Annotated in this window: 23 protein-coding genes and 1 pseudogene; 8 read left to right on the forward strand and 16 right to left on the reverse strand. The window is 58.1% G+C overall.

Features of this window, described 5'->3' with window-relative positions:
• The first annotated feature begins 93 nt into the window (after window positions 1–93).
• The 4 genes from EnteroDNA1_RS16360 to EnteroDNA1_RS16375 all read left to right on the forward strand — a co-directional run bounded on the left by EnteroDNA1_RS16360 (window position 94) and on the right by EnteroDNA1_RS16375 (window position 3,754).
• Window positions 94–1,230, forward strand: a complete 1,137-nt coding sequence (locus EnteroDNA1_RS16360; protein ID WP_069303565.1) for a lactonase family protein — start codon at window positions 94–96, stop codon at window positions 1,228–1,230.
• Between the two features lie 19 nt (window positions 1,231–1,249).
• Complete coding sequence (locus tag EnteroDNA1_RS16365) at window positions 1,250–3,160, forward strand: BglG family transcription antiterminator (protein ID WP_069303566.1); 1,911 nt, start codon at window positions 1,250–1,252, stop codon at window positions 3,158–3,160.
• Window positions 3,161–3,237: 77 nt separating this feature from the next.
• On the forward strand, window positions 3,238–3,480 hold the full coding sequence (locus EnteroDNA1_RS16370) for a type II toxin-antitoxin system RelB/DinJ family antitoxin (protein WP_008501400.1): 243 nt from the start codon (window positions 3,238–3,240) through the stop codon (window positions 3,478–3,480).
• Window positions 3,470–3,754, forward strand: a complete 285-nt coding sequence (locus tag EnteroDNA1_RS16375) for a type II toxin-antitoxin system RelE family toxin (RefSeq protein WP_033144499.1) — start codon at window positions 3,470–3,472, stop codon at window positions 3,752–3,754. Before EnteroDNA1_RS16370 ends, EnteroDNA1_RS16375 begins: the two co-directional genes overlap by 11 nt.
• A 3-nt stretch (window positions 3,755–3,757) precedes the next feature.
• Here EnteroDNA1_RS16375 and nrdG read toward each other — a convergent pair whose 3' ends face one another.
• The 5 genes from nrdG to treR form a co-directional block, all read right to left on the reverse strand.
• Window positions 3,758–4,222, reverse strand: coding sequence for an anaerobic ribonucleoside-triphosphate reductase-activating protein (gene nrdG, locus EnteroDNA1_RS16380; RefSeq protein WP_048980697.1), 465 nt, complete (start codon window positions 4,220–4,222; stop codon window positions 3,758–3,760).
• Between the two features lie 141 nt (window positions 4,223–4,363).
• Entirely contained in the window at window positions 4,364–6,502 is a 2,139-nt protein-coding gene (nrdD, locus tag EnteroDNA1_RS16385; protein ID WP_045888490.1) for an anaerobic ribonucleoside-triphosphate reductase, read from the reverse strand.
• Between the two features lie 376 nt (window positions 6,503–6,878).
• A complete protein-coding gene (gene treC / locus EnteroDNA1_RS16390) occupies window positions 6,879–8,522 on the reverse strand; it encodes an alpha,alpha-phosphotrehalase (protein WP_069303567.1) in 1,644 nt (547 codons plus the stop codon).
• A 51-nt stretch (window positions 8,523–8,573) separates the two neighbouring features.
• Complete coding sequence (treB, locus tag EnteroDNA1_RS16395; RefSeq protein WP_069303935.1) at window positions 8,574–9,992, reverse strand: PTS trehalose transporter subunit IIBC; 1,419 nt, start codon at window positions 9,990–9,992, stop codon at window positions 8,574–8,576.
• 129 nt (window positions 9,993–10,121) lie between these two features.
• Window positions 10,122–11,069: a trehalose operon repressor TreR gene (gene treR, locus EnteroDNA1_RS16400; protein WP_023310194.1), complete on the reverse strand. Its 948-nt coding sequence runs from the start codon at window positions 11,067–11,069 to the stop codon at window positions 10,122–10,124.
• A gap of 388 nt (window positions 11,070–11,457) precedes the next feature.
• Here treR and mgtA point away from each other — a divergent pair, with 388 nt between their 5' ends.
• A complete protein-coding gene (mgtA, locus tag EnteroDNA1_RS16405; protein WP_069303568.1) occupies window positions 11,458–14,166 on the forward strand; it encodes a magnesium-translocating P-type ATPase in 2,709 nt (902 codons plus the stop codon).
• Between the two features lie 210 nt (window positions 14,167–14,376).
• Window positions 14,377–16,761, forward strand: a complete 2,385-nt coding sequence (locus EnteroDNA1_RS16410; RefSeq protein WP_069303569.1) for a beta-N-acetylhexosaminidase — start codon at window positions 14,377–14,379, stop codon at window positions 16,759–16,761.
• 51 nt (window positions 16,762–16,812) lie between these two features.
• On the opposite strand, the gene ridA is transcribed toward EnteroDNA1_RS16410, so the two are convergent.
• From ridA to EnteroDNA1_RS22035, 4 genes are all read right to left on the reverse strand, one after another.
• Window positions 16,813–17,199, reverse strand: coding sequence for a 2-iminobutanoate/2-iminopropanoate deaminase (ridA, locus tag EnteroDNA1_RS16415; RefSeq protein WP_008501391.1), 387 nt, complete (start codon window positions 17,197–17,199; stop codon window positions 16,813–16,815).
• A gap of 73 nt (window positions 17,200–17,272) precedes the next feature.
• Window positions 17,273–17,734, reverse strand: coding sequence for an aspartate carbamoyltransferase regulatory subunit (pyrI, locus tag EnteroDNA1_RS16420; protein ID WP_023310197.1), 462 nt, complete (start codon window positions 17,732–17,734; stop codon window positions 17,273–17,275).
• 12 nt (window positions 17,735–17,746) lie between these two features.
• Window positions 17,747–18,679, reverse strand: a complete 933-nt coding sequence (pyrB, locus tag EnteroDNA1_RS16425) for an aspartate carbamoyltransferase (protein WP_023310198.1) — start codon at window positions 18,677–18,679, stop codon at window positions 17,747–17,749.
• A gap of 34 nt (window positions 18,680–18,713) precedes the next feature.
• Entirely contained in the window at window positions 18,714–18,818 is a 105-nt protein-coding gene (locus EnteroDNA1_RS22035; RefSeq protein WP_022646880.1) for a pyrBI operon leader peptide, read from the reverse strand.
• Between EnteroDNA1_RS22035 and EnteroDNA1_RS22380 the strand changes: the two are divergent.
• Window positions 18,798–18,915 (forward strand): annotated as a pseudogene (locus tag EnteroDNA1_RS22380) (hypothetical protein). The gene EnteroDNA1_RS22035 and the pseudogene EnteroDNA1_RS22380 overlap by 21 nt on opposite strands.
• A gap of 3 nt (window positions 18,916–18,918) precedes the next feature.
• Here EnteroDNA1_RS22380 and EnteroDNA1_RS16430 read toward each other — a convergent pair.
• The 5 genes from EnteroDNA1_RS16430 to arcA all read right to left on the reverse strand — a co-directional run bounded on the left by EnteroDNA1_RS16430 (window position 18,919) and on the right by arcA (window position 24,197).
• Window positions 18,919–19,398, reverse strand: a complete 480-nt coding sequence (locus tag EnteroDNA1_RS16430) for an arginine repressor (RefSeq protein ID WP_029739272.1) — start codon at window positions 19,396–19,398, stop codon at window positions 18,919–18,921.
• Window positions 19,399–19,478: 80 nt separating this feature from the next.
• Window positions 19,479–20,882 (reverse strand): YfcC family protein, encoded by a 1,404-nt coding sequence (locus tag EnteroDNA1_RS16435; protein ID WP_069303570.1) that lies wholly within the window; start codon window positions 20,880–20,882, stop codon window positions 19,479–19,481.
• Between the two features lie 47 nt (window positions 20,883–20,929).
• Window positions 20,930–21,934: an ornithine carbamoyltransferase gene (gene argF, locus EnteroDNA1_RS16440; protein ID WP_023310201.1), complete on the reverse strand. Its 1,005-nt coding sequence runs from the start codon at window positions 21,932–21,934 to the stop codon at window positions 20,930–20,932.
• Between the two features lie 120 nt (window positions 21,935–22,054).
• Entirely contained in the window at window positions 22,055–22,966 is a 912-nt protein-coding gene (gene arcC / locus EnteroDNA1_RS16445) for a carbamate kinase (RefSeq protein WP_023334319.1), read from the reverse strand.
• 10 nt (window positions 22,967–22,976) lie between these two features.
• Window positions 22,977–24,197, reverse strand: a complete 1,221-nt coding sequence (gene arcA, locus EnteroDNA1_RS16450) for an arginine deiminase (RefSeq protein ID WP_069303571.1) — start codon at window positions 24,195–24,197, stop codon at window positions 22,977–22,979.
• Between the two features lie 675 nt (window positions 24,198–24,872).
• On the opposite strand from arcA, the gene EnteroDNA1_RS16455 reads away from it, so the two are divergent.
• On the forward strand, window positions 24,873–25,325 hold the full coding sequence (locus EnteroDNA1_RS16455; RefSeq protein WP_069303572.1) for a YhcH/YjgK/YiaL family protein: 453 nt from the start codon (window positions 24,873–24,875) through the stop codon (window positions 25,323–25,325).
• A gap of 180 nt (window positions 25,326–25,505) precedes the next feature.
• Here the strand turns inward: EnteroDNA1_RS16455 and EnteroDNA1_RS16460 are convergent, their stop codons facing one another.
• Both EnteroDNA1_RS16460 and EnteroDNA1_RS16465 read right to left on the reverse strand, forming a co-directional pair.
• Window positions 25,506–25,958 (reverse strand): DUF3828 domain-containing protein, encoded by a 453-nt coding sequence (locus EnteroDNA1_RS16460; RefSeq protein ID WP_069303573.1) that lies wholly within the window; start codon window positions 25,956–25,958, stop codon window positions 25,506–25,508.
• Window position 25,959: 1 nt separating this feature from the next.
• On the reverse strand, window positions 25,960–26,322 hold the full coding sequence (locus tag EnteroDNA1_RS16465) for a hypothetical protein (protein ID WP_033144509.1): 363 nt from the start codon (window positions 26,320–26,322) through the stop codon (window positions 25,960–25,962).
• Between the last annotated feature and the right edge of the window lie 176 nt (window positions 26,323–26,498).

Genomic DNA, 26,498 nt, shown 5'->3' on the forward strand with positions numbered 1-26,498 from the left:
TCTCCCAAAGGGAGAGGGAACTTTTACCCCCTCTCCCTTTGGGAGAGGGCCGGGGTGAGGGAAAACAAACCGCACACACCTGAAGGAGCCACCATGCACACCCGTACCCTGCTTGTTGCTTCACTCTCAATGCTCGCCACCGCCGCTATCGCCCAGCCGCAGTACGCCTGGGTGGGCACCTACAACCCCAACGGCGAAGGGCTGTACCGCTTTACCGTTGACCCGCAAAGCGGCGCGCTGGCGAATAAAACGCTGGTGAGCAGGCTGCCGAACGCCGCGCAGCTGGCCGTCTCACGCGATGGCAAAACGCTCTATCTGGCAAGCGAAGTGGAGCAGGGCGTGGTGCAGGCGCTGCGGGTGGGGGATAACGGCGAGCTGAGCGAGCTGAATCAGGTGGCCTCCGGCGGCGCGGGGCCGGTTTACCTGTCGCTGACCCCGAACGGTCGTCATCTGCTGGTGGCGAACTATGTCAGCGGATCTATCGCAGTGCTGCCCGTTAAAGCAGACGGCAGCCTGGGTGAGGCTACGGATAAACGTCAGGATCAAGGCGAACCGGGTGCAGCGAAGCCGGAAGCGGCTGTCGAAGGAAGCTTTGCCATCAGCGATCACAACGGCCCCCACGCGCACATGATCGCCGCCGATCCGAGCGGGAAATACGTGTTTTCCACCGATCTTGGGCTAGATCGCCTCTACCAGTACCGTTTTGACGATCGAACAGGGAAGCTGACGCCTAACGATCCGCCGTTTATCAGCGCCTCCTCAAAAGGCGCCGGGCCGCGCCACTTCGTCTTTACGCCAAAAGGCGATGCCCTGTGGCTGATTAACGAAGAGGCGTCTACGCTCACCCATTATACCGTGAACGCCAACGGCACCCTGAAAGAGGGCAAAACGCTCTCAGCCCTGCCGGAAGGTTACAAAGGCACCAGCTTTGCTGCCGGGCTCGCATTAAGCGCCGACGGTAAACAGCTGTATGTGGCTAACCGTTTGCATAACAGCATCGGGCACTTTACCGTAACAGCGGAGGGCACGCTGACGCATCAGGACGACGTGTGGACGCGCGGCGACTACCCGCGCACCCTGACGCTCGATAAGCAGGGACGCTGGCTGTACGTCATGAACCAGCGCAGCGACAACATCACCCGTTTCCGCGTGGCGCAGGACGGCAAATTGAGCTTCGAGCCGGACTATACCCCGGTCGGCAGCCCATCCCAGATGGTCATTTCACCTTAAGCTGTAAGAGGACAAACCCGTGCGATTTCCGAACCAACGTTTAGCGCAACTGTTCGATCTGTTGCAAAACGAGACGCTGCCGCAGGACGAGCTGGCGCAGCGGCTGTCGGTCTCCACGCGAACCGTCCGTGCCGATATCACCGCCCTGAACGCGCTGCTGGCAAGCCACGGTGCGCAGTTTATATTGAGCCGGGGCAACGGTTATCAGCTCAAAATTGATGATGCCCAGCGCTACCAGCAGCTGCAGGCATCCCACCCGCGCGCGCTGCGTATTCCCCGGACCGGGCCGGAGCGCGTGCACTATCTGGTGGTGCGTTTTCTCACCTCGGCATTTTCTCTTAAGCTCGAGGATCTGGCGGACGAGTGGTTCGTCAGCCGCGCCACGCTGCAGAGCGACATGGCCGAAGTCCGCGAGTGGTTTCACCGCTATAACCTGACGCTGGAAACGCGCCCGCGCCACGGCATGAAGCTGTTTGGCAGCGAGATGTCGACCCGCGCCTGCCTGACCGATCTGCTCTGGGAGCTGGCGCAGCAGGACAGCCTGAACCCGCTGGTGACCGACGTGGCGCTGAATGCAGGCGTGGCGGAGCAGATGGTGCCCGTGCTACACGAGGCGCTGACGCGTCATCACATCCGTCTGACCGACGAAGGCGAGCTGTTCCTGCGCCTGTACTGTGCGGTGTCGGTGCGGCGCATCAGCGAGGGCTATCCGCTGCCGGAATTCCATGCCGAAGACGTGGAAGAGAACGTGCGCGAGGCGGCGAAGGATATCGCCGTCACTATCCAGCAGCTGGCGGGCAAAGCGCTTTCACCTTCGGAGGAGAGCTGGCTGTGCGTGCACATTGCGGCGCGGCAGATTCAGGAGATTGCCCCGAGCGCAATTAACGCGGATGACGACGAAGCGCTGGTCAACTACATCCTGCGCTACATCAACACCCACTATAACTACAACCTGCTCAGCGACGCGCAGCTGCACGCGGACCTGCTCACGCACATCAAAACCATGATCACCCGCGTGCGGTATCAAATCATGATCCCCAATCCGCTGCTGGATAACATCAAGCAGCACTACCCGATGGCGTGGGATATGACCCTCGCGGCGGTGTCGAGCTGGGGAAAATACACGCCGTATGTGATCAGCGAAAACGAAATCGGCTTCCTGGTGCTGCATATCGGCGTCGGGCTGGAGCGCCATTACAACATCGGCTACCAGCGCCAGCCGCGGGTGCTGCTGGTATGCGACGCCGGGAATGCTATGGTCCGCATGATCGAGGCGGTGCTCCAGCGCAAGTACCCGCAGATTGAGGTGGCCCGCACGCTCACCCTGCGCGAGTACGAGCTGGCGGATTCGATCGGCGAGGACTTTGTCATTTCCACCGCCCGCGTGAGCGAAAAATCCAAACCGGTGGTGATGATCGCCCCGTTCCCGACCGATTATCAGTTAGAGCAGATCGGCAAGCTGGTGCTGGTGGACCGCACCCGCCCGTGGATGCTGGATAAATACTTCGACGCGGCCCATTTCCGCATTCTCGACAAGCCCGTTGATCAGCAAACTCTGTTCCGGGAACTGTGCGCGCAGCTTGAAGGCGAGGGGTTTGTCGGCGCGGAGTTCCTGGATTCTGTCGTTGAGCGTGAAGCCATCGTCAGCACCATGCTCGGCGACGGCATCGCGCTGCCGCACTCCCTCGGCCTGCTGGCGCAGAAAACGGTAGTCTATACCGTGCTCGCCCCGCACGGCGTTCAGTGGGGAGACGAAACCGCGCACGTCATCTTCCTGCTCGCCATCAGCAAAAGCGAATACGAAGAGGCGATGGCGATTTACGATATCTTCGTCACCTTCCTGCGTGAACGGGCGATGTCGCGGCTCTGTAGCTGCGGTGACTTTGCCGGGTTTAAGGCGGTGGCGATGGAGAGTTTGAGTCGGTTTTGAGAGGCGTTATCCAGAATTCGATGTAATGCGAATGTAATGCTAAACTGCATTACACATTCGATTTTACTGGAGGCATAATGGCCACGCTGAACGTCCGTCTGGATGACAAACTCAAAAACGAGGCTTATGCCGTGCTGGAAAAACTCAATATCACCCCAACGGAAGCCGTGCGATTACTGTTTCAGTACGTCGCGGAGACGGGACGTATGCCGGTGAAAACGGTCACGATTAGCGACAGCGAAGATGCGCTGATACAGACGGTCCGGGAGCGACTGGCGAATCCGCAAAAGGGAATCAAGGTTAGTCTGGATGACTTATGAACTGGCATTTGACCCGAGGGCGTTAAAGGAGTGGAGCAAGCTGGGGCAGACTGTAAAAGACCAGTTTAAGAAGAAACTTGCGGACGTGCTGGTGAGCCCCAGGGTCGAATCGGCCCGCCTGCATGGTCTGCCGGATTGCTACAAAATAAAACTCAGATCGCAGGGTTATCGTTTGGTCTATCAGGTTCAGGACAACGTTGTAACGGTATTTGTTATCGCTATCGGTAAGCGAGAGAAATCAGCCGTTTATCATGATGCAAACAAACGGCTTTAGCGTTCATCGCAAATGGTGCACAACCTGGTTGCTGCTGCCGCGCCAGATCAGGGCTGGGTCTTTTAAATCCTGCACGAACTTGCCGTCGACCAGGACGTTAATCAGATCCACTACTTCTCTTTGCTGCGCATTGAGTTCATCCAGCTTATATCCCGTCCAGACCCAAATATCTTTGCCTGCACATTCGCGGCGAATGCGCTTCACCAGCTTCAGGATCTCCGGCACGTTTTGCGGGTGCAGCGGATCGCCGCCGGAGAGGGAAATCCCCTGACGTTTGATGCGCGAATCGTTCAGGTCGTTGACGATCCGGTCTTCCATTTCGGCGGTGAACGGCATGCCGGAATTTAAGCGCCAGGTGCTTTTGTTATAGCAGCCGGGGCATTCGTGGACGCAGCCTGAAACGAACAGGGTGCAGCGGGTGCCGGGGCCGTTGACGATGTCGACGGGGTAGTATTGATGATAATTCATAGCGTTAACCTGATGCCCTCACCCCGCCCCTCTCCCACAGGGAGAGGGAGAAAACCGGTGTCAGGCTTAGCAATGTGCTCGATCGGTTCCCTCTCCCTTGAGGGAGAGGGGTAGGGTGAGGGGGAGAACCCTGCGCAGAACTTACCCGATCTGCCCATTCCCCAAATGCTTCACGCGACGCTTCACCTCTTCCTGCTTCCCGGCGTTAAACGGACGCGCGTCCGGGCTGCCGAGATAGCCGCACACGCGACGGGTCACGGAGACGCGAGCCGCATCGTGGTTGCCGCATTTCGGGCAGGTAAAGCCTTTGCTCGTACACTCGAACTCACCGGTAAAGCCGCACTCGTAGCACTCGTCGATTGGCGTGTTGGTCCCGTAATACGGCACGTGCTGATAGCTGTAATCCCATACGTCTTCCAGCGCCTTCAGGTTGTGCTGAATGTTCGGGTACTCGCCGTAGCAAATGAAGCCGCCGCTGGCGATCGGCGGATAGGCCGCTTCGAAGTCGATCTTGTCGTACGGGTTCACCTTTTTCTCCACGTCGAGGTGGAAGCTGTTGGTGTAATACCCTTTGTCGGTCACGCCTTCCACAATCCCGAACTCGGCGGTATCCAGACGGCAGAAGCGGTCGCACAGGTTCTCGCTCGGCGTGCTGTAGAGGCTAAACCCGTAGCCGGTTTCCTCTTTCCACTGGTCAACCGCGTCGCGCAGGCGCTGAACGATGGCGATGCCTTTCTCACGCAGGGCCTCGCTGTCGTACATATGCGTATCGCCCGCCAGGGCGTTGATGGTCTCGTGAATACCGATATAGCCCAGCGAAATGGACGCGCGACCGTTTTTGAAGATCTCCGACACGTCATCGTCCGCTTTCAGACGTACGCCGCAGGCTCCTTCCATATAGAGGATCGGCGCGACGCGGGCTTTGACCCCTTCAAGGCGCGCGATGCGGGTCATCAGCGCCTTACGCGCCAGCTGCAGGCGCTCGTCCAGCAGCGTCCAGAATTCCGCTTCATTGCCTTTCGCCTCCAGCGCGATGCGCGGCAGGTTCAGGCTGATGACGCCAAGGTTGTTGCGCCCGTCGTGGATCTGCTCGCCGTTTTCATCTTCGTACACGCCGAGGAAGCTGCGGCAGCCCATTGGCGTTTTAAACGAACCGGTCACTTTGACGACCTGATCGTAGTTCAGGATGTCCGGATACATGCGCTTGCTCGCGCACTCCAGCGCCAGCTGTTTGATGTCGTAGTTCGGATCGCCAAACTTGTGGTTCAGGCCGTCGCGGATGGCGAACACCAGTTTCGGGAACACCGCCGTTTTGCGGTTTTTACCGAGGCCGGAAATGCGGTTGCGTAGAATGGACTGCTGGATCAGGCGCGATTCCCAGCTGGTGCCCAGACCAAAGCCGAAGGTCACAAACGGCGTCTGGCCGTTGGCGGTATGCAGCGTGTTCACTTCATACTCCAGCGACTGGAAGGCGTCGTAGCACTCTTTCTCGGTGCGGGAGTGCGCGTAGCCGTCGGCGTCCGGGATCTGCCACTCTTCGGCCGTTTTACGATGCTTGTTGAAGCTTGCCGTCACGAACGGGGCCAGCACTTCATCAATGCGGTTAATCGTGGTGCCGCCGTAAATATGGCTGGCGACCTGAGCGATAATCTGCGCGGTGACGGCGGTGGCCGTGGAGATTGATTTAGGCGGTTCAATCTCGGCGTTACCCATTTTAAAACCGTGGGTCAGCATGCCTTTCAGGTCGATCAGCATGCAGTTGAACATCGGGAAGAACGGCGAATAGTCGAGATCGTGGTAGTGAATTTCACCGCGCTCGTGCGCCGACACCACGTCGCGCGGCAGCAGGTGCTGACGGGCATAGTGTTTGGCGACGATACCGGCCAGCAGGTCGCGCTGGGTCGGGATCACTTTGCTGTCTTTGTTGGCGTTTTCATTGAGCAGGGCGGAGTTGGTCTGCTCCACCAGGCCACGGATCTCCTGGTTCAGACGACCGCGCTTCTCACGCTGCACGTCACGATCGTGACGGTACTCAATGTAGGCGCGCGCCAGCTGCTTGTAGGGCCCCGCCATCAGCTGGTTCTCAACCGCGGTCTGGATCTCACTGATATCGACCTGGCTGCGTTCGTTCATCTGGCTGCTAACGATTTCTGCGACGGTGGCGCAGTAATCTGCGTCATCGACTCCCGCTGCTTTAGCTGCACGCAGAATGGCTTCCTGGATGCGCTCTGATTTAAACGGCACTTTACAGCCATCACGTTTCATCACATGCGGTGTCATGATCACTCCATTTTTTGAAAACAGGTTATCCACAGAGGTGGAGAAGTCATAACCGGGCGTATTCCCCGCCGGGCCAAAGACTTCCCGCGTTCCCAGCTCGTGTTATCCACAATTCCGGCCAGCGTAAGCGCCGTCTTGTTGTTGGAATAGTAGACGATAAATACAAGATGTTGGGTCGGCGTGCATTTTAAGTGCTACATATAGTGATTTGCATCAAACATGTTTGCGATTTATTTGATGCAGAACAAAGTAAAAAGACGAGAGTACAAACGACGGGCGATTCAGCGATTGTAAAGGCGCGAGAGAAAAATCTGATTATTTACTCAACAAAAACAGTAAAGTAAGCCGGGTGCTGAGCCGCACCCGGTAGAGAGAATTACTGCTGCAACCACCAGACGGCTTCAAACGGACGCAGCGACGTCGTTTGCGGTGCCGGGTAGTTACTCATCAGCACCTGCGACCTATCGCTGAGAGCGTCTGTCTGCCATTCCTGCGGCGTATTACTCAGGTTCGCCGCCACCATCAGCGTCTGCCCCTGCCACTGACGACGGTAGCACCAAAGAGAAGGATGTTCCGGCAGAAGATCCTCATAATCTCCCCACGTCAGCACCGGCAGGGTTTTACGCAGGCCGATCAGCGACTGGTAGGTGTAGAACACCGAATCCGGGTCGTCGAGCGCCGCGCGGGCGTTCACCGTCTCGTAGTTATCGCAGACCCCAATCCACGGCTCGCCCTCGGTAAAGCCCGCATTGTGCGAAGCGTCCCACTGCATTGGGGTTCGCCCGTTATCGCGGGACTTACTCGCCAGAATCGCCAGTAGTTCATCCGGTTCGCGGCCGTTGGCGCGCAGTTCGGCGAACATGTTCAGGCTTTCCACGTCGCGATAGTCGGTGATGCGGCTGAAGTGCGGGTTGGTCATCCCCAGCTCCTCGCCCTGATAGATATACGGCGTGCCCTGCATGCCGTGCAGCACCATGCCGAGCATCTTCGCGGCCTGAACGCGGTATTCCCCTTCGTCACCAAAGCGCGACACGATGCGCGGCTGATCGTGGTTACACCAGAACAGCGCGTTCCACGCCCTGTTGTGCATCCCCTGCTGCCAGTGGCGGAAGAGGGTTTTCAGCGCCACGAAGTCCGGCTTCGCCTTCGTCCATTTTTCTCCGCCGGGGTAGTCCACCTTCAGGTGGTGGAAGTTAAAGGTCATCGACAGCTCGCGTCCGTCGAGCGAGGCGTACCGCTGGCAGTTCTCCAGCGAGGTCGAGGACATCTCGCCCACCGTCATCAGGTTGCGCGGGGTGAAGACGTCGCGGCTCATCTCCTGCAGATATTCGTGAACGCGCGGCCCGTCGGTGTAGAAGCGGCGGCCGTCTCCGGTGTTGTCGTCCGGGAAATCCTGATCTTTCGAAATCAGGTTAATCACGTCGAGACGCAAGCCGTCGACGCCGCGATCGGCCCAGAACTCGCACACCTTTTTCAGCTCGGCGCGCACTTCTGGGTTCTCCCAGTTGAGATCCGCCTGCTCCGGGGCGAACAGATGCAGGTAATACTGCTCGCTCTCGGCGTGCCAGCGCCAGGCGTTGCCGCCAAACTTGGAGCGCCAGTTGTTGGGAAGCTGCTCCGGCGTGCCGTCGCGCCAGATGTAGAACTGGCGGTACGGGCTCTCTTTGTTCAGCGACTCGCGGAACCAGGCGTGCTGCGTGGAGGTGTGGTTAAACACCATATCCAGCACGATACGGATGCCGCGCTCGTGCGCCCGGGCAACCAGCTCGTCGAAATCATCCAGCGTGCCGTAAGCCGGGTCGATGGCGGTGTAATTCGCCACGTCGTAGCCATTATCCACCTGCGGGGAGATATAAAACGGCGTCAGCCAGATGGCGTCGATGCCGAGGGTTTTCAGGTAGTCCAGACGCTGCGTCACGCCGCGCAGATCGCCGGTGCCGCTGCCGGTGGTATCCTGGAAACTCTTTGGGTAAATCTGATAGATGACGCCGTTCTGCCACCAGTGAGGAAGGGTATTCATAATGCGTTCCTGCAAATGCGAAGGGGCGCAACTGCGCCCCGAAAGAAGAAGTTAAACAATCTGCAGCGAGCCCTGACGGAACTTACGCTGGTAAACCACGGTGGTGAGCGCCATAGGGACGATAATCGCGATGGCCATCGCCAGGGCAAACACCTGCCAGTAAGCCGGCTGGATGGAGAGAATGCCCGGCAGGCCGCCGACGCCAATCCCGTTCGCCATCACGCCGTTCAGACCACACACCAGGCCCGCCAGACCGGAACCGATCATCGCGCAGAGCATCGGGAAGCGGTATTTCAGGTTGATACCGTACATCGCCGGTTCTGTGACGCCGAGGTAAGCAGAGATGGCTGCCGGAACGGAGATCTCACGCTCGTTGTGCTTGCGGCTGACGATGATGATGCCAGTGACCGCCGACGCCTGTGCAATGTTAGACAGGGCGATAATCGGCCAGACCGGCGTGCCGCCGAGGCTCTGGATCATCTGCATATCAATGGCCAGCGTGGTCTGGTGCACGCCGGTGATCACCAGCGGGGCGTAAAGGAAGCCAAACAGCGCTGCACCGATTGGCGCAAAGCTGCCGGTCATCAGGTGACGCACCGCGAAGGCCACGCCGTCGCCGATCATGCGGCCAAACGGACCGATAAAGGCGTGCGCCAGGAACACCGCCAGAATCAGCGAGCAGACCGGCACCACTACCAGATAGAGGTAATCCGGCACGATGCGCTTCAGGCGCGTTTCAATAAAGCCCAGCGCCAGACCGGCCAGCAGGGCCGGAATGACCTGCGCATGATAGCCCACTTTGGCGATAGTAAACAGGCCGAAGTTCCACACCTCAGGCACCTGCTGACCAAGTAAGTAAGCGTTCATTAACTGTGGAGAGACCAGCGTGACGCCCAGCACGATACCGAGAATCGGTGTGCCGCCCATCTTGCGCACCGCGGACCAGCAAATCCCGACCGGCAGATAGAAGAAGATCGCCTCGCCAATCAGCCACAGGAAATCGTAAACGGTTTTCAGCGCCGGATACATCTGCGCCAGGGTTTTGCCGTCGCTCATCGGCACATCGCCGATGACGTTACGGAAGCCTAAGATTAAGCCCCCGCTGATCAGCGCGGGCAGCAGCGGGAAGAAAATTTCCGCGAAGTGGGAAATCAGCTGCTCGTGCCACTTCATATTCTGGCGCGCGGCCTTCTTCGCCTGCTCTTTATCGGCAGAAGAGTGCCCGGTTGTCGCCAGCAGAGCCTGATAGTAATCGCCCACTTCGGTACCAATAACGACCTGGAACTGCCCGGCGTTGGTGAAGCAGCCTTTGACCATGGAAAGTTCTTCAATGGCCTTCGGGTTGGCTTTGGCCGGATCGTTCAGCACGAAGCGCAGGCGGGTAATGCAATGGCTGACGGTAGCGATGTTTTCGCGTCCGCCGACCAGGACGATCAGCCGATCGATATCTGCTTGTTTGACTTTACTCATCATGAAACCTCATGACAGATGGTGAGGGGGTGTAATGACCTGAGCGCAAGCCTACTCCTTCAGCGTGACGGCGAAAATGGGAACGTTCCCGAAATCAGGCGAAGATCACAATAATCTGTTTTAGAGGGGTTACGAAAGGTGAGCGGGAATGACGATCTGACGAGGCTCTGAACGCCCGTTTATCTGCTCGATAAGCTGTGCTGCGGCCTGTCTGCCGGACTCGGCGTAGCCCGGATCGACGGTGATGATCTCCGGGTGCAGGAACTTCATCAGCGGCGTGCTGCCGACGCTCGCCACCTGCAGATTATCGATGCGCTGCTCCTGCAGATATTTGCTGGCACCCAGCGCCAGGGTATCCGTGGCGCACACCAGCGCCGTGGTCTGCGGCGTAAGAACGCTGGCGACCTGCTCGTAGCCCTGCTTCATGCCCAGCCCCGGCAGGGAGGCCACGGCGGAGAGGTTGTGCTTTTTGCAAAAGGCCAGATACGCCTCATGGCGGCGCTTGCCGGTGGTGACGTCCGCGTGCGGGACGCCGAGGAAGCTGATGTGGCGATGACCTTCGTCAAACAGGCGCTGCATCAGGGTAATGATGGCGCCCTCGTCGTCATAGCAGACGGAGGCAAACCCGTGGGCATCGCGCGCCAGCAGCACCAGCGAAGGCTGCCAGGGTTTCAGCATCTCGTCCTTAATGCCGGTAAAACCGAACAGCACCACGCCATCAATGTTGCGCCGCTGGAGCATCCCCAGATGCTCTTCAACCAGCTGCACAGAGAACTGGCTCTCCATCATGATCGGATCATACCCCTGCTCATAGAAGGCGGGCAGCATGGTCTGCACGGCGAGATTTTCAGACAGAGAGTCCAGACGAGAAACAATGATGGCGACGACTTTGTCACTCTGCCCGCGCATGGCGCGCGCGGAGCGGGAAGGGGAAAAACCGTGCTGATTCATAACCGCCTCAACGCGCTCGCGGGTGCGTTCGCTGACGCCGCTTTCGTTGTTCAGCACGCGTGAGACGGTCGATTTCCCCACGCCGCTTAAACGCGCGATGTCTTTAATCGTAAGGCGGTTCTGCATGCTGTATTCCCTGTAACAACGACGATGTAGTGAATTGAGCCTAATGCTATAGCGCGATTTCGCTATGGGCAAAGTCTGGTTTACGTTCGGTTTATTTGCAGGGGGGTATAATACCGCCCGAATCGTCATAAAGGGTATGCCTAAATCCCTGTACTGCGCGGCGACACCCTGTTTTTTTACTTACCGGAGGCTTCATGGATCCCGATCCCACACCTCTCCTGAACGGGAGAATGCGTTCTTTCCGGTAAGCCAGCTTTTGCTGTCTCACCGGCGTGAGGCAGCAACGTCTTAAACGTTCCTGCTTGAAAAATTGAGTGCCTCTCAGGTACGGCTTTGCCACGCCTGAAGGAATTGCTGCGTCCGCCCAGGCGGATGCGGAGGAATGACTATGTTTAAAAATATCACCCGGCAGCTGCAGGCGCTGCTGAGCCGCCACCTGCCACACCGTCTTGTTCAGCGCGACCCGCTGCCAAACGCCAAAAACATGGCGGGGGCGGCGATCCCCGCGTCCCTGACCGAACGCTGCCTGAACGTGGCGGCGATGGATGAAAACGAAGTCTGGCGCGCGTTCGGCGGACACCCGGAAGGGCTAAATGCGGCCGAAGTGGAAAAAATCCGCGCCGTGCACGGCGATAACCAGATTCCGGCGCAAAAGCCGTCTCCGTGGTGGGTGCACCTGTGGCTCTGCTACCGCAACCCGTTCAACCTGCTGCTGACCGTGCTCGGCCTCATCTCCTACGCGACGGAAGATCTGTTTGCCGCAGGCGTTATTGCCCTGATGGTGGGTATCTCCACGCTGCTGAACTTTATTCAGGAGGCCCGCTCCACCAAAGCGGCGGACGCCCTGAAGGCGATGGTCAGCAACACCGCGACCGTCTCGCGCGTGATTAACGATCTCGGCGAAAACGCCTGGGTGGAGCTGCCGATCGACCAGCTGGTGCCGGGCGATCTGGTGAAGCTGGCCGCGGGGGACATGATCCCGGCGGATTTACGCATTATCCAGGCACGCGATTTGTTCGTCGCTCAGGCCTCCCTGACCGGGGAATCCCTGCCCGTTGAAAAGGTGGCGCGCAGCCGCGACCCGCAGCAGATGAACCCGCTCGAGTGCGACACCCTGTGCTTTATGGGCACCACGGTCGTCAGCGGCACCGCGCAGGCGATTGTCACCGCCACTGGCGGCGACACCTGGTTTGGTCAGCTTGCCGGGCGCGTCAGCGAGCAGGAGAGCGAGCCCAACGCCTTCCAGAAAGGGATTGGTCGCGTCAGCATGCTGCTGATCCGCTTTATGATGGTGATGACGCCGATCGTGCTGCTGATCAACGGCTACACCAAAGGCGACTGGTGGGAAGCGGCCCTGTTCGCGCTCTCCGTGGCCGTTGGCCTGACGCCGGAAATGCTGCCGATGATCGTCACCTCCACGCTGGCGCGCGGGGCGGTGAAGCTCTCTAAACAGAAAGTGATCGTTAAACACCTCGACGCCATTCAAAACTTTGGCGCGATGGACATCCTCTGCACCGATAAAACCGGCACCCTGACGCAGGACAAAATCGTGCTGGAGAACCACACCGATATCTCCGGCAAAACCAGCGAGCGCGTCCTGCACAGCGCGTGGCTGAACAGCCATTACCAGACCGGGCTGAAAAACCTGCTCGACGTCGCGGTGCTGGAAGGGGTGGATGAGGAATCCGCCCGCACGCTCTCCGGGCGCTGGCAGAAGGTGGATGAGATCCCGTTCGACTTCGAGCGCCGCCGCATGTCGGTGGTGGTGAGCGAGCAGACGGACGTGCATCAGCTGATCTGCAAAGGGGCGCTGCAGGAGATCCTCAACGTGTCGACGCAGGTTCGCTATAACGGCGACATCGTGCCGCTGGACGACACCATGCTGCGCCGCATCAAGCGCGTCACCGACAACCTGAACCGTCAGGGGCTGCGCGTGGTGGCGGTCGCGAGCAAGTTCCTGCCCGCGCGCGAGGGTGACTATCAGCGTATCGACGAATCCGATCTAATCCTCGAGGGTTACATCGCCTTCCTCGATCCGCCGAAAGAGACCACCGCGCCGGCGCTGAAAGCGCTGAAGGCGAGCGGTATTACCGTCAAAATTCTCACCGGCGACAGCGAGCTGGTGGCGGCCAAAGTGTGCCATGAAGTGGGGCTGGACGCGGGCGACGTGGTGGTGGGAAGCGATATTGAGCACCTGTCCGACGACGAGCTGGCGAAGCTTGCCCAGCGTACCACGCTGTTTGCCCGCCTGACGCCGATGCACAAAGAGCGCATCGTCACCCTGCTTAAGCGTGAAGGGCACGTGGTGGGCTTTATGGGCGACGGCATCAACGACGCGCCCGCGCTGCGTGCGGCGGACATCGGTATCTCCGTCGATGGGGCGGTGGATATCGCCCGCGAGGCGGCGGATATTATTCTGCTGGAAAAGAGCCTGATGGTGCTGGAGGAGGGCGTGATCGAAGGGCGCCGTACCTTCGCCAATATGCTCAAGTACATCAAGATGACCGCCAGCTCCAACTTCGGTAACGTCTTCAGCGTGCTGGTGGCGAGCGCGTTTCTGCCGTTCCTGCCGATGCTGCCGCTGCATCTGCTGATCCAGAACCTGATGTACGACGTGTCTCAGGTGGCTATCCCGTTTGATAACGTGGACGACGAGCAGATCCAGAAGCCGCAGCACTGGAACCCGGCGGATCTCGGGCGCTTTATGCTGTTCTTTGGGCCTATCAGCTCCATCTTCGACATCCTGACCTTCTGCCTGATGTGGTTTGTGTTCCACGCCAACACCCCGGAACACCAGACGCTGTTCCAGTCCGGCTGGTTCGTGGTAGGCCTGCTGTCGCAGACGCTGATTGTGCACATGATCCGCACCCGCCGTATTCCGTTCATCCAGAGCCGCGCCGCGTGGCCGCTGATTGTAATGACGGGCATTGTGATGGCGCTCGGCATCGCGCTGCCGTTCTCGCCGCTGGCAGGCTACCTGCAGCTGCAGGCGCTGCCGCTGAGCTACTTCCCGTGGCTGGTGGCTATCCTCGCGGGCTACATGGTGCTGACGCAGATGGTGAAAGGATTCTATGCGCGTCGGTACGGGTGGCAGTAATTTTTTACCCTCACCCTAACCCTCTCCCTGAAAGGGAGAGGGGACCGCTCGGTGTCGCCTTTCACCCTCGCTCCTTTGGGGTGAGGGGGCTGGCTTTCCTCCCAAATTCAACAACCTGTGATCTCCGTCGGCGCATTCGCTTGACGACAAATTGAGCGCATGTTAACAGAATGTTTTGCCTTTATTTGGCCCGTCAGATAAGGAACATTCATGTTACGGTACAGTCTCTTAACCGCCGGGTTGATGCTCGGCGCCTCTGCGTTTGCCGCCCCGGCAGGCGATCTCCCTTTGATGCCCTGGCCTGCGAAGGTCGAACGCCCGACGACCCAGGGCGCGCTGGTGCTCAACAACAACGTATCCATTAGCGTCAGCGGGGACGATCTCGGTGACGCCGTCAACCGCCTGCGCCAGCGCATTGCCCTGCAAACCGGCTGGACGCTGCAGCCCCAGGCCGACAAGCCTGAAAAGCCGACCATCCGTATCGCGATTGCCAAAAAGGTAAAACCGCAGCCGCTGCCGGACAGCGATGAAAGCTATAGGCTCACGGTGGATGCCGACGGCGTCGATATCTCCGCCAACACCCGCTTCGGCGCGCTGCGCGCCATGGAAACGCTGCTTCAGCTGATGCAGAACGGGGCGGAAAACACCTCGCTGCCGTGGGTCACCATTGAAGATTCGCCGCGCTTCCCGTGGCGCGGGCTGCTGCTCGACTCGGCGCGTCATTTTATTCCGCTGCCGGATATCAAGCGCCAGATCGACGGCATGGCCGCGGCGAAGCTCAACGTCCTGCACTGGCACTTAACCGACGATCAGGGCTGGCGCTTCAGCTCGAAGCGCTACCCTAAGCTGACGCAGCTTGCCAGCGACGGACTGTTCTACACGCCTGAACAGATGCGTGAAGTGGTGCGTTACGCCGCCGAGCGCGGTATCCGCGTGGTGCCGGAGATCGACATGCCGGGCCACGCCTCGGCGATTGCCGTAGCCTATCCGGAGCTGATGAGCGCCCCGGGGCCGTACGCCATGGAGCGCCACTGGGGCGTGCTGAAGCCGGTTTTAGATCCCACTAAAGAGGCAACCTACGCCTTTGCTGACGCGATGGTCAGCGAACTGGCGGCGATCTTCCCCGATCCGTATCTGCATATCGGCGGCGATGAGGTCGACGACAGCCAGTGGAAAGCGAACGCCGCGATCCAGAACTTCATGCGCGACAACAGGCTGGCGGACAGCCACGCGCTGCAGGCGTATTTCAACCGCAGGCTGGAAACGATCCTTGAGAAGCATCACCGGCAGATGGTCGGCTGGGATGAGATCTATCATCCCGACCTGCCGAAAAGCATTCTGATCCAGTCCTGGCAGGGGCAGGACGCGCTGGGGCAGGTGGCGCAAAACGGCTACAAGGGCATTCTCTCGACCGGTTTCTATCTCGACCAGCCCCAGTCCACCGCCTATCACTACCGCAACGAAATTGTCCCACAGGGGCTGAACGGCGTGGATGTGATTGCCGACACCGACAGCGTCCAGAGCTGGGCCTTCTCCATGCCGCGCCTGAAGGGCAAGCCGGTAGAGGGGAGTTTTACGCTGGTGAAAGGGGATTCAGGCTGGCGCGGGTTTATTGATTTTGCCGGGAAATCCCGCCGCGCGGTGCAGGATATTGAATGGCGTGACGACAGCCAGGTGACCTTCACCGTCGACACGTGGATGGGCGAGACGCGCCCGGTGGTTTCCGTCGATAACGATAAACTCACCGGCTATTTCCTGGTGGGGAATACGCGTTATCCAATCAGCGGCACGCGTCTGGACGCGGTGCCGAAAGGCATTCCGCCCGTCGTGCCGGACGTGGCGAATCAGGCCAACCTGCTCGGCGGGGAAGCCGCGCTGTGGGCGGAAAACGTGGTGGCGCCGGTGCTGGATATCCGCCTGTGGCCGCGCACCTTCGCGGTGGCGGAGAGGCTGTGGTCCGCGCAGGACGTCAACGACGTCGACAACATGTACACCCGCCTGCAGGCGATGGACAGCTGGTCGACGGTGTCTGTCGGGCTGCAGCAGCATACCCAGCAGCAGGTGCAGTTCACGCGCCTTGCCGTTAATGCCGACACGCTGCCGCTGCAGATCCTCGCTCAGGCGGTAGAGCCCGCGCAGTATTACACCCGCCAGCACCTGAAGTTCCAGGCGGGAAATTATCATCAGTTCGAACCGCTCAACCGCTTCGCCGATGCGCTGAATGCCGAAAGCGCCACCGTGCGCCAGATGAACAAATGGGCGGACCGCCTGGTGAGCGATGCGGAAGATGCGGAAAGCGCCGACGCGCTGCGCCACGTCTTTAATCGCTGGCAGAGCAACACCAGCGACGCGCTGGCGCTAAGCGAAAACAGCTATCAGCTGAAGGCCATGAAGCCGGTGATCCAGGAGGTGGATAAGCTGGCCTCCATTGGCCTGAGGCTGACGGATCTGGTGGCGCGCCAGGGCACGCTGGATGATAAAGAGATAGCCTCGATTCAGAGCGAGCTGGATAACGCGGCGAAGGTTAAGGACGAGGTGGTGATTGCGGCGGTCTATCCGCTGGAGACGCTGCTCAGGGCGACGCGGAATCAGTAGCAAGCAACAAAAAAGGCAGCCTGGGCTGCCTTTTTTTATCGCCAAAGCGAATTAGCGACGTACTGCAATCGCTTCGATTTCAATTTTCACGTCTTTTGGCAGACGGGCCACTTCCACGCAGGAGCGCGCCGGGAAGGTGGCGTTGTGCTCGGTGAAGAACGCTTCGTAAGTGGCGTTAACGGTCGCGAAATCGTTCAGATCCTTCACGAAAACGGTGGTTTTCACGATATCGCCCACTTTCAGACCGGCAGATTCAACGATAGCCTGCACGTTTTCCAGCGACTGACGGGCCTGTGCCGCGACGTCTTCCGGCACCGCGCCGGTTTTTGGGTTCACCGGGATCTGACCGGAAGTGATGATCATGCTACCCAGATCAACGCCCTGAACGTAAGGGCCGATAGCCGCTGGTGCATTTTCCGTCGCGAGTACTTTGCTCATGTTTTCTCCAGAATTACAGCGTTAAGAATGTTCCCGGCCATTATAACAGCCGGGATTTCATTACCAACCTCAATTAGTTGGCCAGCACCACATAATGAGAAAACTCTTTTTCGCAGTATTTGCATTTGAGCGCGATGTCATCGGCGCGTTTTTTCACTGCAAAGCTGGAAGAAACCGGCTCAGCATGACTGATGCAGTTGCTGTTTGGGCAGACCAGCACGCTTTCAATGCGATCCGGCAGGCTCGGACGGGATTTGCCGACCACTTCATACTCGTCGATGCGGTTGACGGTGGCGTCCGGCGCGTACAGCGACAGCTGGTTGACCTGCTCGTCGGTCAGGAAGGTGTTCTCGATTTTAATCAGGTCTTTGCGGCCCATCTCGCCCGACGGCAGGTTCAGGCCGATGGTGATGCGCTGGTCGGTTTCGGTCAGTTTGAACAGCGTCAGCAGCTTAAAGCCCACCTGCGCAGGGATGTGGTCAATCACGGTGCCGCGCTTGATGGCTTCAACCTGGAGTTTGTTATCGTGTGTCATGGTCGTTTCCCCTTACAGTGCCAATTCGCGATTCAGAACCAGTGCCAGTAACGCCTGGCGGGCGAAGATGCCGTTCCCGGCCTGCTGGAAGTACCAGGCGTGCGGCGTCTTATCCACGTCTGTGGTGATCTCATCGATGCGCGGCAGCGGATGCAGCACCTTCATGTTGTCGCGCGCGCCCTCGAGGTCGCTGGCGCGCAGCACGAACTGTGCCTTCACGTTGGCGTATTCGGACGGATCCAGACGCTCTTTTTGCACGCGGGTCATGTAGAGAATATCCACGTGGCTCATCACCTCTTCGATGCTGGCGTGCAGGCTCCACTGAATGCCTTTTTCGTCCAGCATGTCGAGAATGTACTGCGGCATCGCCAGCGCGTCCGGGGCGATGAAGAAGAAGCGGTTGCCGTTAAATTTCGCCAGCGCCTGGGTCAGGGAGTGGACGGTGCGGCCATATTTCAGGTCGCCGACCATGGCGATATTCAGGTTCTCGAGCTTGCCCTGCGTCTCCTGAATGGTGAACAGATCCAGCAGGGTCTGCGTTGGGTGCTGGTTGGCACCGTCACCGGCGTTCAGCACCGGAATGCCGCCGGAAAACTCGGTCGCCAGGCGCGCCGCGCCCTCCTGCGGATGACGCATCACAATCGCGTCGACGTAGGTGCTGATCACTGAAATGGTGTCCGCCAGGGTTTCGCCTTTTTTACCCAGCGACGTGTTGCTGCTGTCCGAGAAGCCCACCACGCTCGCGCCCAGGCGGTGCATGGAGGTTTCAAAGGAGAGGCGGGTGCGGGTCGAGGCTTCGAAGAAGCAGCTCGCAATCACCTTGTGCTTCAGCAGCTCCGGTTGCGGATTGGCCTTCAGTTTTGCCGCGGTTTCCAGAACCAGTTCCAGCTCTTCGCGGCTGAGGTCGTTTATGGAAATGATGTGTTTTTGATAAAGCGGATTCATGTTTATCTCCTGACGCCGGGCAAAAAAAAGCCCCTCAAATGAGGGGCTCTGGGAATAGGTTTAGCAACGGGAAGAAAAACGGCAGGCCAGCGTCTGATTTCAGACGCGGTAAGACGTTATGTCGTACACGCTTGACCATGCTTCCTCCCGGCAAATTGTCGGGCATTATACGCAGCTCGCTTTTCGGATCAAGCGATTTAATGCACGCTTTACTCAATGCAAACGGTTCTTTATGAATATTAATGCGTTCTGAGTAAATAATTAATTTGCTTATGCACCAGTGCGGTGCGCTTCACGACCCGGGGAGCGACCCAGACGATACTGCTACCGGCCACCACGCCTAAAATTTCCGGCAGCTGGTGATAATCCAGAATACGCGCCACCGCGCGGCCATATCCGGCGACGGTATGAACAAGGATAAACTCGCTATTGTGCTCGACGCTGACCACCATTTCGGACACGGTACGCGCGGCGTCGGGGGCAGGGCGCAGCTGGGGATTCAGCGAATAAATCTTTAGCCCTTTGGCATTTCGAATTTTTATGACGCCGAGCAATTTAAGCAGACGTGAAACGGTGGACTGGCTGATGGTCTCAAAACCACGCTCCTGCAAATCCCGGCGGATCTCCTCCTGAGAGAGATAGCTCTTTTCTGCGATCAGGCGCTGGCAGACCGTCAGCTGTAGTTGCTCTTTGGGAGAGTACTCTTCGTAATCCATCATAGTTCCCATATCAGTTCCTGAAATAACCGGTGGCACCGCACCGATCCGTAGGCCGGATAAGCGCAGCGCCATCCGGCAAATCACAACAAGGCACCCAGACTTAACGCCACCATAATCACCACCGTTAAAATGCCCAGCAGCGGCGCCACCCATTTCAGATAGCGCACGTAGGGCACGCGGGCGATAGCCAGCCCGCCCATCACGACGGCAGAAGTGGGCGTGACGAGGTTAACGATACCGGAGGCCGACTGGTAAGCCGTCACCACCAGGTCGCGGTTGACGTTAGCGAAATCGGCAAGCGGCGCCATGATCGGCATCGTCAGAACGGCCAGGCCGGATGAAGAAGGCACAAGAAACGACAGCACGACCTCCAGCCAGTACATCACGTTAATAAACGCTACCGTGGACAACCCGCTGACCAGCCCTTCCGCGCTGTGCAAAATGGTGTGGGTAATCATGCCCTTATCCATGATGACTACGATACCGCGCGCGATGCCGATAATCAGCGCGACGCCCAGCAAATCTCGCGCGCCGTTGATAAACGTCGACGTCAGCTCCTCTTCGCTCATGCGGGCAATCAGGCCGACGATAATCGCGCTGGCGAGAAACACCGCCGAGATCTCCGCCATCCACCAGCCCAGCACCGCCACGCCGTAGATCATCACCGCGAAGGCGAGGGCGAAAATCACCAGGATGATTTTGCGCACCGGGGTGAATTCCAGCGACTGTTCGCCCTTGTCGCCGAGGAAGTGGGCGCGGTTCTCTTCCTGTTTGTCTGCGACGATCGACAGCGACGGATCCTGGCGCACCTTACGGGCGTAACGCATCACCCACGCCACGCAGATGACCCAGCCGATGACCAGCAGCGCCACGCGCAGGGCGATGCCGTTAGTTAAGGGGATCCCGGCGGCGTTGGCGGCGATCACCGTGGCAAACGGGTTAATGGTAGAGCCGAGCGTGCCGATCCCCGCCCCGAGCAGCACGGTGGACGCGGCGACAACCGGATCGAACCGGGCGGCCAGCATCACCGGTACCAGCAGGGTGTAGAACGGCAGCGACTCTTCGGCCATGCCGTAAATCGTGCCGCCTGCGGCAAACAGCGCCATCAGGATCGGGATTATCCACTCCTCGCGCCCGCGCAGTCGCGTAGTGACGCGTTCGATCCCGGCGTCAATCGCCCCGGTTTTGGTGACGATCCCGAGAAAACCGCCGATGATCAGGATAAACAGCGCGACGTCGATCGCCCCGGCCTGGCCGGAGACCGGATCGTACAGCCCGGCGATGGGCGCCATCAGGACGGAAACCAGCCCCTGCGGATGTGCCGCCACGTGCGCGTACGTTCCGGCAATCGGGACTTCTTTACCGAGGGTTTCGTTCATCGCCATCTGGTACTGACCGGCGGGGACGACCCAGCTCAGCGCCGCCACAACGGCAATCAGGAAAAAGAGAATGGTGTAAGCGGAGGGAAACTTAAACTTGCCCATGATGTTCTCCTTAAACCCGGCGCACCCCGCGGCGCGCCGGGCGGTGATTAGTCGCCGAGTGTCGCCACCATGACCGCTTTAATGGTGTGCATGCGGTTCTCTGCTTCGTCGAAGACGATGGAGTTCGGTGATTCGAAGACCTCTTCCGTCACCTCCAGCCCCTTCAGGCCGTAGGCCATCTCGATCTCGCGGCCCACTTTGGTGTGTTCGTTGTGGAACGCCGGCAGGCAGTGCATAAACTTGACGTTCGGGTTGCCGGTGGCCTTCATCACGTCCGCGTTGATTTGATACGGCTTCATCAGGCTGACGCGCTCGGCCCAGGCTTCCTTCGGCTCGCCCATGGAGACCCACACGTCGGTGTAGAGGAAATCGGTCCCCCGCACGCCTTCTTCTACGTCGTCGGTGAGGGTGATGCGCGCGCCCGTCTCTTTCGCGATGGCGCGGCACTGCTCAACCAGCCCGGCTTCCGGCCAGAAGGATTTCGGCGCGACGAGGCGGATATCCATCCCCATCTTGGCCGCGCCGACCATCAGCGAGTTGCCCATGTTGTTGCGCGCGTCGCCCAGGTAGGCAAAGCTCAGCTCCGGCAGGGTTTTGCCCGGCGCGTGCTCCAGCATGGTCATCAGGTCGGCGAGGATCTGCGTTGGGTGGAACTCGTCGGTCAGGCCGTTCCACACCGGCACGCCCGCGTATTCGCCCAGCTCTTCGACGATGGCCTGGCCGTAGCCGCGGTATTCGATGCCGTCATACATGCGGCCCAGCACGCGGGCGGTGTCCTTCATCGACTCTTTATGGCCGATCTGCGAGCCGCTTGGGCCGAGATAGGTCACCTGCGCGCCCTGGTCGAACGCGCCCACTTCGAATGCGCAGCGGGTGCGGGTGGAGGTTTTTTCAAAAATCAGGGCGATGTTTTTCCCGACCAGGGTTTGCTTTTCGCGCCCGGCTTTTTTGGCGGCCTTCAGCTCGATGGCGAGGTCGATCAGGTACTGGATCTCCGCCGGGGTGTAGTCCAGCAGTTTCAGGAAGTTGCGGTTTTTCAGGTTGATGGTCATGTGGGAAATCCTTTTAAAAATTAGCTGTCTGATGCCCTCACCCCGGCCCTCTCCCACAGGGAGAGGGGGGCTTACATTCCCTCTCCCTTAGGGAGAGGGTTAGGGTGAGGGGAAAACGACTCAGTTACGAATCAACGTGCCTTTCTCGCCCGCCAGGATCTCCGCGCCGTCGGCCAGCGCGCCGATCCCGGCAATGCCGTTGCAGGCTTCTACAAACTCGCGGCAGGCGGCCACTTTCGGCCCCATCGATCCGGCGTCGAACTGCATGCCTCTGAGCAGCTCCGGCGTCACCTGCGCCAGCGGGCGCTGGGTCGGCTTGCCCCAGTCGAGGTACACCGCGTCGGCATCGGTCAGGATCAGCAGGGCGTCGGCCTCGATCTGGCGCGCCAGCAGGGCGGCGGAGAGGTCTTTGTCGATCACCGCCTCAATGCCGCGATAGCCGTTGGCGTTCTCCACTACCGGCACGCCGCCGCCGCCATTGCAGATCACCAGGTGATCGCGCTGGATCAGCGCCGTGATGGCGTCGCTCTCGACGATGCGCTTCGGCTGCGGTGACGGCACCACGCGGCGGACGTAGCTGCCGTCGGCCTTGAACACCCAGCCTTTTTCCGCGGCCAGCATTTTTGCCTGGGCTTCGCTGTACACCGGGCCGATGTATTTTGTCGGGTTGCTGAAGGCCGGGTCGGCGGCGTCCACTTCCACCTGCGTGAGCAGGACGCTCACCTCGCGCTGCGGCAGATTGTTTTTCAGCGCCTGCTGGAGCATGTAGCCGATCATTCCCTGGCTTTCGGCGCCGAGAACGTCCAGCGGGTAGGGCGTGACTTTGTCGTAGGCGCTGTTCTGCAGCGCCAGCAGCCCGACCTGCGGCCCGTTGCCGTGCACCAGCACCACGCGCCACTGTTCTGTTAATCCGGCGATGGTGCGCGCGGCCTGCTCGATGTTCTGGCGCTGGATTTCGGCTTCCAGCGGCTCGCCGCGCTTGAGCAGCGCGTTGCCGCCCAGGGCCACAACCAGAGTGGGTTTTCGTTCCATGATGGCTCCTTTAAATTCCGTCGCGTTCCAGCGGGCAACTCATGCAGCGCGCGCCGCCGCGGCCGCGTCCGAGCTCATCGCCCGGGATAGGCAGCACGGTGATGCCCGCTTTGTCGTACTTCTCGTTGGTCCAGACGTTGCGCTCGTAGCCGATCACCACGCCCGGGCGAATGGTCAGCACGTTGTTGGCGTCGTTCCACTGCTCGCGTTCGGCTTCAAAGGCGTCGCCGCCGGTGGTGATCAGGCGCACCTGGTTAATGCCGAGCGCTTTCTCGATGGCGTGCAGCAGGTCGGTTTCCTGGGTGCGCAGCAGGCCGCCGCGTCCGTCCGGGGTGAGCGTCCAGCACTGGGCGTCCTTGCGCACCACTTCCGGGTAGACGGAGAAGGTGTCCACGTCGATGTGGGTCATGACGGTGTCGAGGTGCATGCAGGAGCGGTGTTTTGGCAGCTCAACGGCGATCACGCGCTCGGCCTGACGATGTTTGAACAGGCTGTTGGCGAGGAACTCCACGCCCTGCGGCGTCGTGCGCTCGGACATGCCGATTAATACCGCCCCGCGGCCAATCACCAGTACGTCGCCGCCTTCTAGCGTGGCGTGGTCGTAATTAATATTCTCGTCGCCGAAATACTTAATAAAATCGCCGTCGGCAAACGCCGGATGCCAGCGATATATTGCCCGCAGGTTATTCGTTTCACGCTGACGGGCCGGTTTCGCCATTGGGTTAATAGAGACGCCGTTATAAATCCAGCACGAGGTATCGCGGGTAAATAAATGGTTCGGCAGCGGCTTCATAATAAAATCATTCGCCGTGTGGGTATCCACCACAATATTTTTAATGGCCGCCGGAATTTCGCCGTAGGTTAATCCGCCGCTTAATCTGCGCGCCAGTTCGCGGTGCGGCATATCCGCCAGCCAGCCGCGCACGTCGCCGGCAAAGGTTGGGCCGAGGCGGTAGTCGGAGATTTGGGTATCCAGAAGCCAGGCTTTCGCTTCTGCAATATCAAGGGTTTGTGTCAGAAGGTCGGTCAACAGCAGGACTTCCACACCCTGCTCGCGCAGCGTGTTTGCGAAGATGTCATGCTCCTCACCCGCCCGCTCAACCGAGAGCACGTCATCGAAAAGCAGCTCCTGACAGTTTGATGGCGTTAAACGTTTCAGACTTAAATTAGGACGATGCAGCATAACGCTACGCAATTGACCAATTTCAGAACCGACGTAATGCTTTTCCATAATTATTCCTTTAACTGTTTTTCAGAATAAAAAGGGCATGCGCCATGTGATGTGTTTAATTTCATGGCGGCTAAGCTCAATTGATTTCGTGATTCATACTAGGCAGTTAAATAATCCGTATTGTGATATCGCTCACGCGAAACTGGATATTAAGGGGTTTGTTTTCATTTGCATGATTCGCGTCAGATAATGATTAATTTCATATTATTGAGGGGTGAATAGCTAAGCAGGATCCGCTGGCATTATTCGAGGTTGTTATTATTTTGTAGATTTTAATAGTGTGAAAGATATCGTTATGTGGATGATTTTAAATGATAAATATTATAATAAAGAATGGCTATGCAATTAACGTAATTAACTATTTTTGACTTAAGAGAAATCAATAAATAATTATGGTTTTTTAGAGCAAATTATCAAAATAGTAAAGTGTGAGGCGGCAACGGGTTTTGTTAATTAGAGAGCATGATCAAGAGGTTAGAAGAGTCGGGCGATAAGCGCTGATCGAGGTTATGCATAACCCCTGCATAATTGCCTGGACAGGATTAACAGTGGGTTAACACCTTTCCCGATAAACATGCGCTCGCGCAAACCTCTTCGAAAAAGGGCTGGTATGGCAGTCTTAACTCTCGTATAAAAGATAAAAATGAAACGTTGTTTTACGTAGAGGGATTTCACATGATTATCGGCAACATCCACCATCTGCAGCCCTGGCTGCCTGACGAGCTGCGCCAGGCGATTGAGCACGTTAAAGCCCACGTCACTGACGCCACGCCGCTCGGCAAGCACGACATCAACGGCAGCAGCCTGTTCTATCTGGTCTCGGAAGATATGACCCAGCCGTTCGCCGATCGCCGCGCCGAGTACCACGCGCGCTATCTGGATATCCAGATCGTGATGAAGGGTCAGGAAGGAATGACGTTCAGCACCCTGCCGCACGGCACGCCGGACACCAACTGGCTGACGGACAAAGACATCGCGTTCCTGCCGGAAGGCGAGCAGGAGAAAACCGTGGTGCTGAGCGAAGGGGATTTTGTGGTGTTCTGGCCGGGTGAAGTGCACAAGCCGCTGTGCGCGGTGGGCGCGCCTGCGCAGGTGCGCAAGGTTGTGGTGAAGATGCTGATCGGCTAAACGAGTTTACTCCCTTTCCCACAGGGAGAGGGCCGTATCGGTGCTTGATTTGCCCGGTGGCGCTGCGCTTACCGGGCCTACGATTATTGATATCGTTGCACAAAGTAGGCCGGGTAAGCGCAGCGCCACCCGGCAAGAAAGGCGCACTGAACCACTAGAGTGATAAGAACTTTGTTTGGCTCATTTAGAGATAGCCAGATTTCTTGAAAAATCCGCATTAGAAACTGACTGTACCTTCCATAAGTTGTTTTCTTTAACCATGCAGTCTATGACTACGTGCTCCTGCTTTTTGCCAAATGCAATGTATACGTTGACACAAACTGGATCGGTATCCCCGGCTATGGCTGTTACATTCTGGGGCCAGTCATCGCCAACGTATTGCGCTTTTAAAAACATATCTGCTTCGTAAAACTCTTCGTCGGCATAACGCGGATCCTGCGTATGACGGAGTTTTTTCATTGTTGATGCTGTGACATATTTATCTATTTCGTTTCCATCAGTAATGGGAAATGCATCTTTGTTGATTTGATTAACGTACCAGCTGTTAAATTTTACAGCACGCTCAATCGGGTCAGAGTGGCCAGCCATTACAGAGAAAGAAAATATGAAGAGAAGCAGTAAGATATTTTTCATATCAGTAGTGCCTGTAAAGGGTGATTTTTGGCTGTATCTTACGATATGTCTGGCCGGGATAAAGGCTGTTCTGTTTAAAATCTGAATACCAGGTACCCGATCCGTCGTAGATACATGCATGCCCATTCTGATGCGCACCTGGTAATGCGTCAATTACTGCGACATCACCCTCAATGGGTGTGCCGTACACCTTGCTGAATCCTGCCTTCTCAAGAGAGCGCCAGAAGTTTTTTGCATCAGCACCATCAATTTTCAAACCTCCGGCACGAATAGCTGCAGCGACGGCGCGAGCGCAGTAACCCGTACTGTTATGATGTGCGTGGCTGCGGGCATATGACACAGCTTCATGCTTATTCCATGACATAAAATAATCCTTATTTTATTAACGAAACGTAGTAATAAGGAAACATTACACCGGATATTTACAATGGTTTGTAATTGATAATGATCTAATATTAACCATCATCAATCTAATAAATAATGGTTAATAAAATTATAAATACATATCATGGTTGATGCTTATCTGAGGATGCGTCAGTA

This window comes from Enterobacter sp. HK169, from assembly GCF_001719105.1.
In the GTDB taxonomy this organism is placed as follows: Bacteria; Pseudomonadota; Gammaproteobacteria; order Enterobacterales; family Enterobacteriaceae; genus Enterobacter; species Enterobacter asburiae_B.